Origin of the sequence: Streptomyces sp. NPDC005898, assembly GCF_040629635.1 — a bacterium.
GTDB lineage: Bacteria > Actinomycetota > Actinomycetes > Streptomycetales > Streptomycetaceae > Streptomyces.
Genome location: NZ_JBEXWC010000016.1, coordinates 1 through 14,884, shown reverse-complemented (window position 1 = coordinate 14,884; position 14,884 = coordinate 1). Strand labels below are relative to the sequence as shown.

The following is a 14,884-nucleotide window of genomic DNA, read 5'->3' as shown; positions in this document are numbered from 1 at the left end:
ACCCGTTGGGCCTGTTGTACGTGGATTCAATAAGGCTCCCCAGTCTGGGGCCGCCGTTGAATTCGCGTCAAGCACGTCGAGTAAAGTGCCCGCATGGCCGCGAACCCTCAGGAGCGCACGCGCCGCAGACTGAGCACCGAGGAGCGGCGTGAGCAGCTGCTCACGGTCGGGGCGCGGCTGTTCGCACAGAAGCCCTACGACGACGTGTGGATCGAGCGGGTCGCGGAGATCGCGGGCGTCTCGCGCGGACTCCTCTACCACTACTTCCCGACCAAGAGGGACTTCTTCGCCGCCGTCGTGCGGCGCGAGAGCGAGCGCATGCTGCGTCTGACGGCGGCCGTGCCGGGACTGCCGGTGCGGGAGCAGATCAGTACGGGCCTGGACGCCTTCCTCGGCTACGTCGAGAGCCACGCGCAGGGCTTCCGTGCCTTCCACCGGGCCGAGGCCGCGGGCGACCCCCTGGTGCGCGAGGTCTACGGCGCGGGCCTCGCCGCCCAGGAGCGGCAGATCCTCGCCGCCCTCGCCGCGGACCCGGACGCGACGGACGTCGTCCGGGACGAGGACGTGCTGCGCCTCGCGGTGCGGGGCTGGCTCGCCTTCATGGTGGCCGTCTGCCTGGAGTGGCTGGCCGCGCCGGAACTGACGCGCGCACAGGTGCGGGACCTGTGCGCGAAGGCGCTGCTGGGCGCGATCACGCGCTGAGACGCGGGGCCCGGCGGCGCCCCTCCCATCGCCAGGCGCGGCATCGGTGCCCCTGCCCCTGCCCCCCGGGTCAGCGGTCGATCGCCGGGCGCGGGAAGAGCGGCGGTGAGGGTGTTCGGCCCGCCTCGATGTCCGCGATCAGCTCGCGGACGCGCGCGGCGCCGGGCGGTGCGGCCAGGGCGGCGGCAGCCGGGACCGCGGTGGCGGGGACGACGCCGGCCACCCCGAGGGCGCCGGCCAGGGCCTTGTGGGCGCGCCGCCAGGCACGGCTGCGGCGGCCGCCCAGATGGTCGACGAGTGCCTGCGCGTACTGCGTCATGGACCGCGTCCACAGATCGTGCCGCGGTTGCGGACAGGTCGCGGCACGACGGGCGCTGCGCCGCGCCTCGGCGGGGTCGACCCGGGTCTGCGCCACGGCGAGCAGCGCCCAGCTGACGGCGGTGGGCGGGCCGTGCTCCGCGTGCGCGGCAACGGCGTCCGCGGCCGCCCGCAGATGGGCGACGGCCTGTTCGGTCCTGCCCTCTTGCAGGGCGAGCGCCCCCAGCACATGGCAGACGCGCCCGACGGTGGCGTCATCACCCGCGAGGACGGCCGCCTGCCAGGCCTCACCGAGCAATGCGGCGGCGTCGGAGGAGTCCGTGCACACCGCCAGCCAGCCCGCCAGCCACAGCGCCTGCGCGCGGACCCAGGTCTCCGCCCCGTCCATCGGCAGCAGGCGCCGCAGATGGGCGCGCCCCTCCGCCGCCCGCCCGCAGATGGCCCACCAGAACCACAGGTCGACGGCGAGGGCCAGGGCTGTCGACACCTGGTCCGCGTCGCCCGGCCGCCGGGTGAGGGCGGCACGCAGGTCGGCCTCCTCGTCGCGGACGAGCGCCATGGCCCGCTCGTGCCGACCGGTGCTCCACAAGTGGTGGGCGGTCGAGGCCACATGGCCGTACCAGTACTGGTGGCGGCTGACGGCGGCGGCCCCGGCCCCCGCCGACCGCAGCCGCTCGGCGCCGAAGCCACGGGCCGCCGCGGACATGCGGTAACGCGCGGTCAGGACGCCGCCGACGTCGCGGACCGGCTCCAGGACCGAGGCGAGGACCAGACGGGCCAGCGCGGCGGGCACCTTCCGCGCGTCGAGGCCTTCGCCCCCGCACACGAACGCCGCCGCGTCCCCGTCGAACTCCCCGGCGAACACGCTGAGCCGGGCCCAGACGGTGCGCTCGACCGTCCCGCACAGCGCGTAGCCGGCGCCCACGGCGGCGCGCAGCGAGCGGTGTCTGCGCAGCGGGGCGTCCGGCCTGCTCAGCCGGCCCTGCGCGTCGTCCGCCAGCAGCCGGGCGAGCCGCGGCAGCGGATGGTGCGCCGCTTGCACCGCCGCCAACTCGATGGCCAGTGGCACGCCTTCGAGCCGTCGGCAGATGTCCCGGGCGGCGCGCACGTCGTCGTCCGAGAACTCCACGCCGTCGGACGGGATGCGGGCGGTGTCGCGCGAGCGGGCGCGCGGTTCGGTGGGGCTCGCGAGGTCGGGACCGCTGTGGGGGGCCGCCGGACCGCCGGTGCCGGGGGCTCGCCGCAGCCGGATCACCCCGGTCGCCAGGCCGCCTCGGACGGTCCGTACCCGGGTCAGGAACAGGATGACGGCCGGGCCCACTTCCGTCTCCGCTGCGGGGCCCACTTGCCCCTCGGCTGCGAGGCCCACTTCCCCCGCCGCAATCGAGTCAGTGCCGGGGCTGCGGGCGGGGCCCGGACGCGCGGTCATGTCCGGCTCGGCCACGCCCGTTTCGGCCCCGGCAACCCGCGCCCCCGGGTCCGCGACGACCGCGAGCGGCCCGAGGCGCAGCACCGCCTCCTCGCCGAGACCCAGGGGATGACGGCCGGCGGCCAGCACCCGGACCCCGGGTGCCTCGGCCAGGAGCGCCCGCACCAGGCGTACGCACTCCTCGCGCACCGGATCGAAGTCGTCGAGCACCAGCAGCAGCCGCCGCTCCCGCAACCGCGCGGCCAGTTCCACGATCCCGACCGGCCCACCACCCGTACGAGCCGCCCCGCCCGCACCCGCCTCGCCCAGCGCCCCGTCTGCCGCTCCGTCCAAGGCATCGGCCACCACCCGCGCCACCGACCGCCCGCGTGCCGGGCCACCCTCCCACCACCGCACGCGCACCACGCCGTCCGGCAGCGTGCCGCCCACCGCCGCGGCCGCGTGTTCGGCGAGCACGCTCTTGCCCATCCCGGCGCCGCCGACCACCGTGACGAGCCGTCCCTGGGCGAGCAGCCGGCGAAGCGCCCCCAACTCCTCGCCCCGCCCGATCAACCCGCTCCCCATCTGCCCGCCCCCGGCTGGCCCGCTCCCGTTCAGCTCGCTCCCGGCCAGACCGCACCGCTCCGACCGGGCCGCGCCCTCCCCGTCACCCCGTACTCGCACGCTTCCCCATTCCTGCCCGCGGCCCGACCCCAGCTGCGTCGGGCGCCGGGCCGTCACCACCCCTGAAGGGCACGATGACCGCGCAGAATCGTCACTGCACCCTTTTCGACAGTTCGTCCAACCGCTCGCCGTCATTCCGGGTAGTGAAATGCCGAGCCGAATCACGCGGGGCGGCGAACCGTCGTATCCCTGTACGGGTAAGGGTCTTCGTCCGTCCCCGTTCCGGGAGCGGCGGCTCGCGCCCGTGCTCTACCGTGACGGCATGACATGTCCGAGCCCCCGTGCGGTGTACGACCGCCATGTCACCCGGATCTCCGCGCAGAGCGCCCAGTTGGTGGCCGCGATCGACGGTGCGGACGCCACCACACCCGTGCCGGGCTGCCCCGGCTGGACCCTCGCGCACCTGCTGCGTCACGTCGGCGGCACCTACGGCTGGGCCGAGACCATCGTGCGCACCCGCGCCGCCGAACCCGTCCCGGACCACGAGGTCAACGAGGTCACGCCCCGAGCCGACGACGACCTCGCGACGCTCGCGGCCCGGCTGACCGACAGCACCGCCCGTCTCGTGGACACGCTGCGCGCGGCGGGGCCCGACGCCGGGGTGTGGACCCCGGCGCCGGACGGCACCCCCCTCTTCTGGGCCCGGCGCATGACGTACGAGACGGTTGTCCACCGCTTCGACGCGACCGCCGCGGTGGGCGGGACCTACACCCTGGACGCGGACGTGGCCCTCGACGGCCTGGCGGAGTGGCTGGGCTTCAGCACCCTGCCGCAGGCCTACGCCTCCCCGGCCGCGCACCGCGCGCTGCTCGGGCCCGGCCGCACCGTGCACTTCCACGCCACCGACGCCCCCGAGGGAACGGGGGAGTGGTTCATCGACCTCACCCAGGCGCCCGTCACCGTCGGCCACACCCACCGGAAGGCGGGCACGGCGGTGCGCGGCCCCCTCACCGACCTGCTGCTCCTCGTGTACCGGCGCCGCGCACCGACCCCGGCCGACCGCATCGAGGTGACGGGGGACGAGGACTTCCTGACCGCCTGGCTGGACGGCGCCGGGCACTGGCTGCGCAGATGACGGCGGCACGCCGGTCGCGGAACGCTCCGGTCAGGGCAGGATCTCGACGTACCCGTCGGTTCCGTGCACCCGGATCCGCTGCCCGTCCCTGATCCGCCCGGTGGCCCGCGCCACGCCGACCACGGCGGGCAGGCCGTACTCCCGGGCGATCACCGCCCCATGGGTCATGAGACCGCCCACCTCCGTCACCAGACCGGCGATGCCGACGAACAGCGGCGACCAGCTGGGGTCCGTGAAGGTCGTGACCAGGATGTCGCCCGCCTCGAGATCGGCCTTCGCCGGATCGAGGACGACCCGGGCGCGGCCCTCGACGGTGCCGGCGGACACCGGCAGGCCGACCAGGGCGCCGGCCGGCACGTCGTCGCGCCGGTACGCCCCGGACAGGGCCTCACCCTCCGAGGTGAGCACCCGGGGCGGGGTCAGCGCGTGGTAGGACCGGAACGCCTCCTTGCGCCGCTGGACGAGCCCCTGGTCCACCTGGTGCGAGCGCACGACGTCGTCCAGTTCCTGGAACGTGAGATAGAAGGCGTCCTCCTTGTCACGGAGCACGCCGGCCCGCACGAGGCGCTCGGCCTCGCCCGTCAGGGCCTGCTTGTAGACGAAGTAGCGGCTGATGATGGCGTACTTCGGATACTCCCGGTACCCGACGAAGGCCCGCACCTGGTCGATCATCCGCTTGGTCTCGGCGGCCTTGCGCTCACCGTCCGGCAGGTCCCGGAGGCGTGCCAGCACCTCCTGCTCCTTCTGCCGCGTCTTTCGCCGCCCCTGTTCGAAGCGCCGGGCGGCGGCGCCCGCCTCGAAGTTCCGGACGTTGTCGAGGATCGCGGGCACCAGCGTGGTGGGGCGCTCGCGCCAGCGCGGCCTCGTGATGTCGATCTCGCCCACGCAGCGCATGCCGTACCGGTCGAGGTAGGCCCCGATGGCATCGCGCGCCTCCTTGCCGCCCGCCACCTCGGGCAGCTTCTCCAGGAAGCCCTCGTCCTCCGCGTCCCGCAGAAACGCCACGACCTCCGGATGCGGGCGCACCGCGTCCGCGACGTCCAGCAGCGCCAGCCCCATCTCCGACGTGATGTTGTCGGGGGCGGACAGGGTGAGCGTGTCGGCCGCGTTCTTCTCGCCCAGCCACTCCCGCAGCCGGTCGTTGAGCCACCAGGTGGCCTCCATCCCCGCCATGATCGCCCGCAGGTTCAGCGGGTCGCTGAGCACGCGCTTGTGCTCCTCGAAGGCCTCCGCCAGGAAGTCGAACAGCGCCGGTCCGGTCTTCGTCCGGATGTCCCGCTCCAGGGCCGCGACGGACGTTCGGCTGCGCTCGATCAGCTCGGCGACGATGCCCGGATCGACCTCGGCCGGCAGGGGCAAGGCACCGCCCGCCGGCCGCCCGGGGCCCGGGTCCGGCACGGAGGGGACGAACTCGTCACGGTCGAGGACGGTCTCCAGCGCGTCCCTGACCAGCGGATCGCCCTTGCCGATGAGGTCCAGGAGGGCCGTGCGGGCGGTGGGATCGGACAGCCGCGGGGTGACGTCGACGAACAGCCTCCCGCCGGCCTCGTGCATCTCGACCATGGCCGTCAACCGCCACATCGAGAGCCCGAGGGGCCGCATGGGGTCGGTCATCATCTGCTGATGGCCGACGGAGACGTAGACGTGGTTGTCCTGGTCGCCGCTCTCGGGGACCGGGAAGAGCGTGGTGATCGGCCGGCTCTGCACGATCTGGAAGCCGTCGTCGGCCAGGCACCATTCGATGTCCTGCGGGCAGCCGAAGTGCGCCTCGATCCGCCGTCCCAGGTCCACCAGTTCCACGGCCCGGGCGTCCGTGAGCGCCGGCTGGCGCTGCTGCCCCGCGTCGACCGTCACCTCCCGCGTGCCTCCCGCGGGCAGGGCCCGCACGGCACGCTCCTTGGCGGCGATCGTCCGTTCCACGACCTCGCCGTCGCGCACCTTGAAGACGTCCGGGTTGACCAGGCCGGAGACCAGGGCCTCACCGAGGCCGAACCCGGCGTCGACGGTGGCGACCCTCCGGTTGCCCGAGACGGGGTCGGCCGTGAACAGGACGCCTGAGGCGTGCGGGAGGACCATCCGCTGCACGACCACGGCCATGTGGACCGTCCGGTGGTCGATGCCGTTGCGCCGGCGGTAGATCACGGCCCGTTCCGTGAACAGCGAGGCCCAGCACCGGCTGATGTGCCGCAGGACCGCCTCGTGCCCCACCACGTTCAGATAGGTGTCCTGCTGGCCGGCGAAGGAGGCCGTCGGCAGGTCCTCCGCCGTCGCACTGGAGCGGACGGCACAGGCCGCCTGTGCGCCGAGCCGGGCGAGCGCCCGGCCGACCTCCGCCGCGAGCTCGCCCGGGAGGGGGCTCTCCTCGATGGTCCGGCGGATCCGCACACTGAGCGCACGGACCGCCTCCCGGTCGTCCGGGGCCTCCGCGTCCAGGCGCGACAGCTGCTCCAACTGCTCCCCGACGGACGGGATCCGGGCCATGACTTGACGGAAGGCGTCCGTCGTCACGCAGAAACCGGCCGGCACGCGAACGCCGTCGATCCGGGACAGCCCGCCCAGTTGCGCGCCCTTGCCGCCGACGAGGGCGATCTGTGTCTCGTCGACCTCTTGAAGATCCAGCACATGCACGTGGAGCCCTCGTTTCCGCAGGTTGTGGCGTCGGCCGACGATTGTGCGCCTTGATGGGGGCCTTGCGGCAAGCCCCCCGGTGCGCTATATCTTGAGAGTGGCGAGGAGAGTGTGTACTCCTTGCCCTTTGTTTTTTGGCCGCCCGTACGAGAGCCGCCCGCCCGGGGGATCGGGCGGGCGGCTCTCGTCGTGCCACGCGCGGGCGGTCACCTGCGGCTCAGGGGTGCTGACCGGGCCCCTGTTCATGCCGGGCGATCCGGCTGGGGGACAGGTCCGTGGGGTCCTCGCCCGCTTCCAGCAGCGTGTCGGCCGGACCGATGATCAGCGGATCCGCCTCGCCCACCACGTCCTTGTCCTTCGACTCGTAGTCCATGCGCAGCAACAGGTGCCGGATGGCCTCGAGCCGGCCTCGGCGCTTGTCGTTGAACTTGACCACCGACCACGGGGCATGGACGGTGTCCGTCGCCCGGAACATCTCCACCTTGGCCTTGGTGTACGCGTCCCACAGGTCCAGCGACGCCAGGTCCGTGGGGGAGAGCTTCCACTGCCGTACGGGGTCCACCTGACGGATCGCGAAGCGCGTGCGCTGCTCCGCCTGCGAGACGGAGAGCCAGAACTTGATCAGCACGATGCCGTCGTCGGTCAGCATCTTCTCGAAGAGCGGGGTCTGCCGCAGGAACTGGCGGTGCTGCTCCGGTGTGCAAAAGCCCATCACCGGTTCGACGCCGGCGCGGTTGTACCAGGAACGGTCGAAGAAGACGATCTCGCCCGCCGACGGAAGCTGCGCCACATAGCGCTGGAAGTACCACTGGCCCGCCTCGCGTTCCGTGGGCTTGTCCAGAGCCACCACGCGCGCCCCGCGCGGGTTGAGGCGTTCGGTGAAGCGCTTGATGGTGCCGCCCTTGCCCGCGGCGTCCCGCCCCTCGCACACGACCACGACGCGCAGCCCCTGCTCGCGCACCGTCTTCTGCAGTTTCAGCAGCTCGATCTGCAGGAAGCGCTTCCGGCTCTCATAGGCCCTGCGCCGCATCTTCTCCCGGTAGGGGTAGTTCTCCTGCCAGGTCCGAAGCGGCTCGCCCTTCTCGTCGAGCAGCACAGGGCGTTCGGGCCGGGCCTCGTCCACCCGCAACCCGTCGAGCAGGTGCTCGCCCTCGTCCTGCGCCTCGTCCGACGCCACATCGTCTCCTCTCGTCGCCGCGTAACCCTGTGTACCCCCATTTCGGGCGGCGACCCCGCAGAACCGCCCGCCCGTACCCACCGACGCCACCGCGGCCGCCTCCGTGTACGCCGGGGCGCGCCCGGGCAGGTAGCACCGGACGGCCGCGGCGGGAGCGGGCCCGAGCGACGGCACCGGAGCGGGAGGAGTCGAGGACCATGGCACAAGACGCTGTCCAGGACTGGGAGTTCACCGACGACCGGGGCCACCTGATCAGGACCCCGCACCGCCCCGCCCGCGTGGTCGCCTACGTGCCGACGGCCGCCGCCCTGCACGATCACGGCATCCGCCCCGCCGGCCTCTTCGGCTCCGCGCACGACGACCCCGACGTGCCCGATCCGGCGAAGGCGGGCGGCCTCCCCCTCGCCGAGCTCCCCTACTTCGGGGCGGGCCGGGCGCTCGACCTCGACGCGCTCCTCGCCGCCGGGCCGGACCTGGTCGTCGCGCTCACCTACGGCGGCGGACAGGTCTACGGCATCGAACCGGAGACCGCCAAACACCTGGAGGAGCGCGTCCCCCTCGTCGTGCTCGACGTCGGACGGGGCCGCAGTCTCGCCGGGATCAGGGACCGCCTCACGGCTCTCGCCCGCGGCCTCGGCGCCCCCGCGCGGCCCGAGACGGACGCCGAACTCGCCGCCGCCGAGCAGCGATTGCGCCGGGCGGCGGCCGACCTCGTACGGCCGCGTGTGCTCGCCCTCTCCCCGGCAGGACCCGACTCCGTCCACCTGGCGCGGCCCTACGCCTGGCCCGACCTCGCCGCCCTCGCCGGGCTCGGCGTCGGCCTGGTGGACCCGGCGTCCGGCGAGGGGGCCAACTGGTCCACCACCGGCTGGGCCGAGGCGGCCGCGCTGGAGCCGGACCTCGTGCTCAGCGACGTACGCTCCAATGCGAGCGACCTGGGCGACGCCTTGGGCTCGCGCGTCCGCGTCCTGCGCTGGAACCCCGAACTGCCGCCCAGCGCACGCGAACACACCCGGCTGTGCACCATGCTCGCCGAGGCGCTCGAAGAGGCACTCCCCGAGCGGTGACCCGGGGACAAACCAGATGCGGCCGGTTCCCCGGGCGTGATAATTCCCATGGCATGAAAGATCTTGAGACGGACCGGCTCGTCCTGCACCCGATGAGCGCCGAGGAAGCACGCCGTCTGGTGGCGCGCACCCCCGCCGACGGGGAGCGTTGGGGGCCCGGCTACCCCACCGACGGGGACGTGGAATCGGCCGGCGACTTCCTCGGCCACTGCGCGCGGACCGGCGACCCGCAGCCCTTCGGCGACTACGAGATACGGGAGCGCGACGGCGGCCGGGCGATAGGCAGCCTCGGCTTCAACCGGCCGCCGGACGCCGAGGGCACCGTCACGATCGGTTACGGCCTGATCCCCGCCGCCCGCGGCAAGGGGTACGCCGTTGAGGCCCTGCGCGAGCTTTTGCGGCTGGCGCGGGCGGAAGGGATCACCTGCGTCAAGGGGGACGCGGACCTCGACAACATCGCCTCGCAGCGCGTCATGGCCTCGGCCGGCATGCGGTGCGTCGGAGCGGACGAGCGCGTGAAGTACTTCGAGACCACCTGGTAGGCCCGGCCCTACGGCGACCCCTGCCGGGCACCGCTCCCGGGGTCCGCCCCCGCTCCGTCCGGGCCCTGCGCCGCCGCTTCCCCGGGGCCGGGGGCGATGGACGCGAGGTAGTGGTGCAAGTGGCCCGCGCCCTCCAGCATGGCCCGCGTCCGCTGGTCCAGCGCCGCCTCGCGCTGGGCCAGGGCGGAACGGAGCGCCGTGACGCTGCCGCCGCGCCGCAGATCGTCGAGGACCGGCCGGATCTGCGGCAGGAGGTAGTGGCTCTGCCGCAGCATGTGGATCACGCGGGCGTCGCGCACCTCGGCGGGCGCGTACGAACGGTAGCCCGTGCCCGGATCGCGGGCCGGCGTGAGCAGCCCGGCCGACTCCCACACCCGCAACGCCGAGGCCCGCACGCCCAGATGGGCGGCCAGCTCCCCGATGCGCAGCCGGGAGCGCGGCAGGGCGGGGGCGTCGGGCCCCTGCTCGGCGAGCGCCCGCAAGGCCTCCCCGGTCGTGCGGAGCGAGCGCCGCTGCTCGTGCAGGGCGGCGTGCCCGGCGTCGACGAGCGCGAGCGCCCGCGGCACGTCCCCGGCGTGCACCGCCCGCATGACGGCCTGGGCGGCCCCCGGACCGTGTCCGCGCAGCAGCGCCCGGTAGGTGAGCAGGGCCTGCCGGTGCCCCTCGTCGAACCCGCGGTACCCGGCGGGGGAGCGGGGCGCGGGCGGCAGGATGCCGGCGTCGGCGTAGTTGCGGATCTGCTGGGTGGAGACGCCCGCCGTCCGCGCCAGATCGACCGGGCGCAGCCGCTTGCCCGCGGCCCCCGGCGCCGGTCTCCCGCTCATCGGCCGCTCCCGAGGGGGCATGCCCGGCACGGCCTCTCGCTCACCCTGGGCGGTTCCATGCACCTACCGTAAGGGGCAGACCTTGCGCGGTTCCGTCGACGCCGTCCCGGGACCTCCGTACCGCCCTACACTTCCCGGCATGGACGACACTTCGCCGGACCGGCTCAGCGCCGGGAAATACTTGCTGGTCAGCAGCTATCGAAAGGACGGCACCCTCGTGCCGAGCCCCGTCTGGGTGGTGCCCGACGGGGACGCGCTCGGCATCTGGACGGCCGCCGACTCCTGGAAGGTGAAGCGCATCCGCCGCCGCCCCGACGTCCTGGTCGGACCGTGCGATGTGCGGGGCCACCCGACGGGCGGGCAGGTACCGGCGACCGCCGAGATCTGCCCGCCCGAGGTGACCGCCCGCTACCGCCGCCTCATCGCCCGCAAGTACGGGGTGATCGGCTCCCTCACCCTGCTCGGCAGCAGGCTCCGGCGCGGCGTGAAGGGCACGGTCGGGATCCGCATCACGCTCGCGACGCGCTGACGTCCGCCTCCCGGCCCGTCACCGACCGCAGGGCCGTGATGCAGGTGCCGATCGCCTGCTGGAGGTCCTCGAGGCGGCGCACCATGTCGTCCTCGTAGATCTCACGGATGTCCTCGGTGTCCTCGACGTCGTCGAACGTCAGCTCCTCGAACACCTTCGTCGCCTTCTGCAGGCTGCTGTAGAACTTCGCGCGCCGCTCCTGCACGCGCAGCTCCGGGTTGCTCTGGACGGTCTGCGCGACGATGTCGCGCACCGTGTCGTACGCCTCGCGCGCCCACTCGCCCGAATCCTCGCCGTCGTCCAGCTCGTCGATGAGCGACAGATGCCGCTCGGCCTCCTCCCGCAGCTCGGCGGGGGCCTCGATCATCTGGCCCGCCGGCGTCTTGACCTGGCCCTTCTCGACGATCTGCCGGACGTAGTCGACGCGGTCGCCCGCCTTGGCCTCGGCGGCCACGGCCTTCTTCAGGTCGTCGGTGCGGACGATGTCGCGGACCAGCTCGCCGCGGAGCGCCGGATCCTCCTCCAGGCGGTCCATGAGCGCCTTCCTGGCCGCCTCGGCGGTGCCGGGGTCGGCGAGGATCGCGGCGCGCAGCGCGGTCGGGTTCTCCGCGACCTCCAGCGCCTTGGTGGGACGGATGCCCTCGGCCTCGGCGGCCTGCGTGATCGCGGTGCCGCGCGGGGTCAGGGCGCTGGAGCGGGAGGCGTAGTACGACAGCCAGACGTCGGCGTCGGGCAGCTCCACGTCCAGGCCGGGGGCGAGCGCCTCGAAGTGCGGCACCAGCCCGTCGTCGGCCGCCTTGTCCCACGCCTTGTAGTAACGCATGACGCGGTCGGCCGAGCAGCCGGCCAGTTCCGCGAACTCCTTGGCCGAGACCTTCGGCGTCTCGCCCGCGCCCTGCCCGCCGGGCCGCACGGTGCGGGCGACCTTCAGGCCGAAGGCCCAGCCGCCGGTGCGGGCGTACGCACCGAAGGCACGGGCGTCCTCGGCCACCAGGCGCGCCGCCGGGTCGGCGGGCACGGCGGCCGCCCCGGCGGCGGCTTCCTCGGACGGGGCGTCGATGGCTACGGTCACAGAAGCTCTCCTGGTGGGACGGGGCAGAAGGTTGACGCGCTACTTTATCGCTCCTATTGGGCCGGTTTGCGCGCGAGTCGGCGGGTGGGAGGAGCCGGCCGCGCCTGCCGGCGAGGCAACTCCTTCGTCCCGGCCCGGTCACTCGCATAGGGTGCGTGGATGAGCATTCTGGATGACGCCCGCCCGGGCATGAACCCCGAGATCCGCCCGCAGGACGACCTCTTCGGACACGTCAACGGCCGGTGGCTGGACACCGAGAAGATCCCCGAGGACCGCTCCAGCTGGGGCCCCTTCGTGCAGCTGGCCGACACGGCCGAACAGCAGGTGAAGGAGATCATCCAGGACCTGGCGCAGTCCCCGGACGGGGAGGGCGCCTCCGCCGACGAGGCCCGCAAGATCGCCGCGCTGTACGCCTCCTTCATGGACGAGGAGACCATCGCCGCCCGCGGCCTGGACCCGGCGCGTCCGCTGATCGAGGAGGTCGCCGGCCTGCGGGACATCCGTGACCTCGCGGCGTTCCTCGGCCGCTTCGAGCGCATCGGCGGCTCCGGGCTCTTCGGTTCGTACATCGACTCGGACGACCGCGACTCCGACCGGTACCTCTTCAACATCCTCCAGGGCGGCCTCGGCCTGCCCGACGAGTCGTACTACCGCGACGACAAGTTCGCCGAGATCCGCGAGAAGTACGTGGCGCACCTCACCGAACTCCTCACGCTCGGCGAGCACACCGCCCCCGAGGCCGCCGCCAAGACCGTCCTCGCGGTGGAGACGCGGCTCGCCGCCGGCCACTGGGAGCGCGCCGCGACGCGTGACGTGCTCAAGACCTACAACCTCACCTCGCTGGACGAACTGCTCGCACTGGCCCCGGAGTTCGACTGGCGCGGCTATGTCGCGGGCCTCGGCGGCTCCGACGCCACCATCGCGGAGACCTGCGTCCGCCAGCCCTCCTACCTCTCCCACCTCTCCACGGCCCTCGCCGAGGTGCCGATCGAGCAGTGGCGGGACTGGGCGCTGACGCGCGTGCTGCGCGCCTGCGCGCCGTACCTCACCGACGCGTTCGTGTGCAACAACTTCGAGTTCTACGGCCGCACCCTCAACGGCACCCCCGAGCTGCGCGCCCGCTGGAAGCGCGCCGTCGCCCTCGTGGAGAACGCCATGGGCGAGGCCGTCGGCAAGGAGTACGTCGCACGGCACTTCCCGCCGTCGTCCAAGGCGATGATGGACGACCTCGTCGCCAACCTCCTGGAGGCCTACCGCCAGTCCATCGCCCGCCTGGACTGGATGACCGACGAGACGAAGGCCCGGGCGTACGAGAAGCTCGCCACCTTCCGTCCCAAGATCGGCTACCCGGACACCTTCCGCGACTACTCCGCGCTCCGGGTCAGCGCCGACGACCTGCTCGGCAACGCGCAGGCGGCGGCCGCGTTCGAGTCGGACCGGGAGCTGGCCAAGATCGGCAAGCCGGTCGACCGCGACGAGTGGTTCATGCTGCCGCAGACGGTCAACGCGTACTACAACCCGGGCACCAACGAGATCTGCTTCCCCGCGGGCATCCTGCAGAAGCCGTTCTTCTCGCCCGACGCCGACCCGGCGGAGAACTACGGCGGCATCGGCGCCGTCATCGGCCATGAGATCGGCCACGGCTTCGACGACCAGGGCGCGCAGTACGACGGCGCGGGCAATCTCAACGACTGGTGGACCCCCGCCGACAAGACCGCGTTCGAGGCCAAGTCGAAGGCCCTGATCAAGCAGTACGACGCGTTCTCGCCGCGGAACCTCCCCGGCGAGTTCGTCAACGGTGCGCTGACGGTCGGCGAGAACATCGGCGACCTCGGCGGCCTGACCATCGGGCACACCGCCTACCTGATCGCGCTCGACGGCGCGCCGATGCCCGAGAGCGAGGAGGGCACCGGTTCGCAGCGGCTGTTCAAGAACTGGGCGTACTGCTGGCGCGCCAAGCGCCGCAAGGAGCAGGAGCAGCAGTACCTCACGATCGACCCGCACTCGCCGCCGGAGTTCCGCGCCAACATCGTCCGCAACCTCGACGAGTTCCACGAGGCGTTCGGCACGGTCGAGGGCGACGGCCTGTGGCTGGACCCGGCGGAGCGCGTACGGATCTGGTGACCACCCCGTGCGGGCCGCCGAGGCCACTCGGCGCCCCGCACGGACACGCCCGCCGACGTCCCGTCAGTCTTTCCTGACGGGGCCGGCGGTCAGTTCCGTCTGCCCGCCGGCCACCGGGGCGAGTTCGTGCCGGATGTACCACTCGGTGGACAGCAGCCGCGCGCGGGTGTCCGGGGCGAGGCCGGCGATCAGCGCGGGCAGGGCGCCCCGCTCCACCTCGCTGCGGTGGGCCAGCACGGCCGCGACCTTCCGCTCCAGCCACGGCCCGACGTCGACGGCCGCCCCGATCCACGCGTCCGGCACACTGAACACCGCCCGCCGCGTGCCGATCACATCGGTGAACGCCGCCACCGCGGAGTGCGGGTGCGTGGCCAGATACAGGGCGCTCGGCTGCCAGGGCGCGCCGGCCTCCGGGCAGAACTGTTCGAGCCCGGCCGCCTGGGCGGCGAGCATCGTCACCCGATGGGTGTGCACGTGGTCGGGGTGGCCGCTCAGCCCGCCGTAGGCGTCATGGGTCACCACGATCTCTGGCCGCACGTCCCGGATGTGCGCCACCAGCTCCCGCACCGTCTCGTCGATCGGCGCGTCGCACCACCGTGCCCGGCCGGGGGCCGATTCCGGCACGCGCCCGTCGGCGTACCCGAGCAGCCGCGGGGGGGGGGGGGCGGGGGGCGGGCCCGCCGCGGCCCGCGCGGCCGCCCCGTTCCGATTTTCACACCTCTGTAAACAATGGT

11 protein-coding genes and 1 pseudogene are annotated in these 14,884 nt (G+C 73.3%); 6 read left to right on the top strand and 6 right to left on the bottom strand.

Annotated features, from left to right (window positions below):
- Window positions 1-93: 93 nt before the first annotated feature.
- Window positions 94-702 (top strand): TetR/AcrR family transcriptional regulator, encoded by a 609-nt coding sequence (locus ABZ385_RS21570; protein ID WP_358912649.1) that lies wholly within the window; start codon window positions 94-96, stop codon window positions 700-702.
- Window positions 703-772: 70 nt separating this feature from the next.
- Here the strand turns inward: ABZ385_RS21570 and ABZ385_RS21565 are convergent, their stop codons facing one another.
- Window positions 773-3,013 (bottom strand): AAA family ATPase, encoded by a 2,241-nt coding sequence (locus tag ABZ385_RS21565; RefSeq protein WP_358912647.1) that lies wholly within the window; start codon window positions 3,011-3,013, stop codon window positions 773-775.
- A gap of 361 nt (window positions 3,014-3,374) precedes the next feature.
- Here ABZ385_RS21565 and ABZ385_RS21560 point away from each other — a divergent pair, with 361 nt between their 5' ends.
- On the top strand, window positions 3,375-4,187 hold the full coding sequence (locus ABZ385_RS21560) for a maleylpyruvate isomerase family mycothiol-dependent enzyme (RefSeq protein ID WP_358578467.1): 813 nt from the start codon (window positions 3,375-3,377) through the stop codon (window positions 4,185-4,187).
- A 30-nt stretch (window positions 4,188-4,217) separates the two neighbouring features.
- On the opposite strand, the gene rph is transcribed toward ABZ385_RS21560, so the two are convergent.
- Both rph and ppk2 read right to left on the bottom strand, forming a co-directional pair.
- Complete coding sequence (rph, locus tag ABZ385_RS21555; RefSeq protein WP_358912645.1) at window positions 4,218-6,815, bottom strand: rifamycin-inactivating phosphotransferase; 2,598 nt, start codon at window positions 6,813-6,815, stop codon at window positions 4,218-4,220.
- A gap of 217 nt (window positions 6,816-7,032) precedes the next feature.
- Entirely contained in the window at window positions 7,033-7,992 is a 960-nt protein-coding gene (gene ppk2 / locus ABZ385_RS21550; RefSeq protein WP_358578463.1) for a polyphosphate kinase 2, read from the bottom strand.
- Between the two features lie 197 nt (window positions 7,993-8,189).
- Here ppk2 and ABZ385_RS21545 point away from each other — a divergent pair, with 197 nt between their 5' ends.
- Window positions 8,190-9,059 carry an ABC transporter substrate-binding protein gene (locus ABZ385_RS21545; RefSeq protein WP_358912643.1) on the top strand — a complete coding sequence of 290 codons (870 nt, stop codon included), beginning with the start codon at window positions 8,190-8,192 and terminating at the stop codon, window positions 9,057-9,059.
- 53 nt (window positions 9,060-9,112) lie between these two features.
- Window positions 9,113-9,601, top strand: a complete 489-nt coding sequence (locus ABZ385_RS21540) for a GNAT family N-acetyltransferase (protein ID WP_358578459.1) — start codon at window positions 9,113-9,115, stop codon at window positions 9,599-9,601.
- Between the two features lie 8 nt (window positions 9,602-9,609).
- Here ABZ385_RS21540 and ABZ385_RS21535 read toward each other — a convergent pair whose 3' ends face one another.
- Window positions 9,610-10,425, bottom strand: coding sequence for a MerR family transcriptional regulator (locus tag ABZ385_RS21535; protein WP_358912641.1), 816 nt, complete (start codon window positions 10,423-10,425; stop codon window positions 9,610-9,612).
- Window positions 10,426-10,564: 139 nt separating this feature from the next.
- On the opposite strand from ABZ385_RS21535, the gene ABZ385_RS21530 reads away from it, so the two are divergent.
- Entirely contained in the window at window positions 10,565-10,954 is a 390-nt protein-coding gene (locus ABZ385_RS21530; RefSeq protein ID WP_358590768.1) for a PPOX class F420-dependent oxidoreductase, read from the top strand.
- Here ABZ385_RS21530 and ABZ385_RS21525 read toward each other — a convergent pair.
- Window positions 10,935-12,026 carry a hypothetical protein gene (locus ABZ385_RS21525; RefSeq protein WP_358912639.1) on the bottom strand — a complete coding sequence of 364 codons (1,092 nt, stop codon included), beginning with the start codon at window positions 12,024-12,026 and terminating at the stop codon, window positions 10,935-10,937. The two genes, ABZ385_RS21530 and ABZ385_RS21525, sit on opposite strands and share 20 nt — an antisense overlap.
- 159 nt (window positions 12,027-12,185) lie before the next feature.
- Here ABZ385_RS21525 and ABZ385_RS21520 point away from each other — a divergent pair, with 159 nt between their 5' ends.
- Window positions 12,186-14,150: a M13-type metalloendopeptidase gene (locus tag ABZ385_RS21520; RefSeq protein ID WP_358590657.1), complete on the top strand. Its 1,965-nt coding sequence runs from the start codon at window positions 12,186-12,188 to the stop codon at window positions 14,148-14,150.
- Window positions 14,151-14,213: 63 nt separating this feature from the next.
- On the opposite strand, the pseudogene ABZ385_RS21515 reads toward ABZ385_RS21520, so the two are convergent.
- Window positions 14,214-14,804, bottom strand: a pseudogene (locus ABZ385_RS21515) (PIG-L family deacetylase); the annotation flags it as partial.
- Window positions 14,805-14,884: the final 80 nt, after the last annotated feature.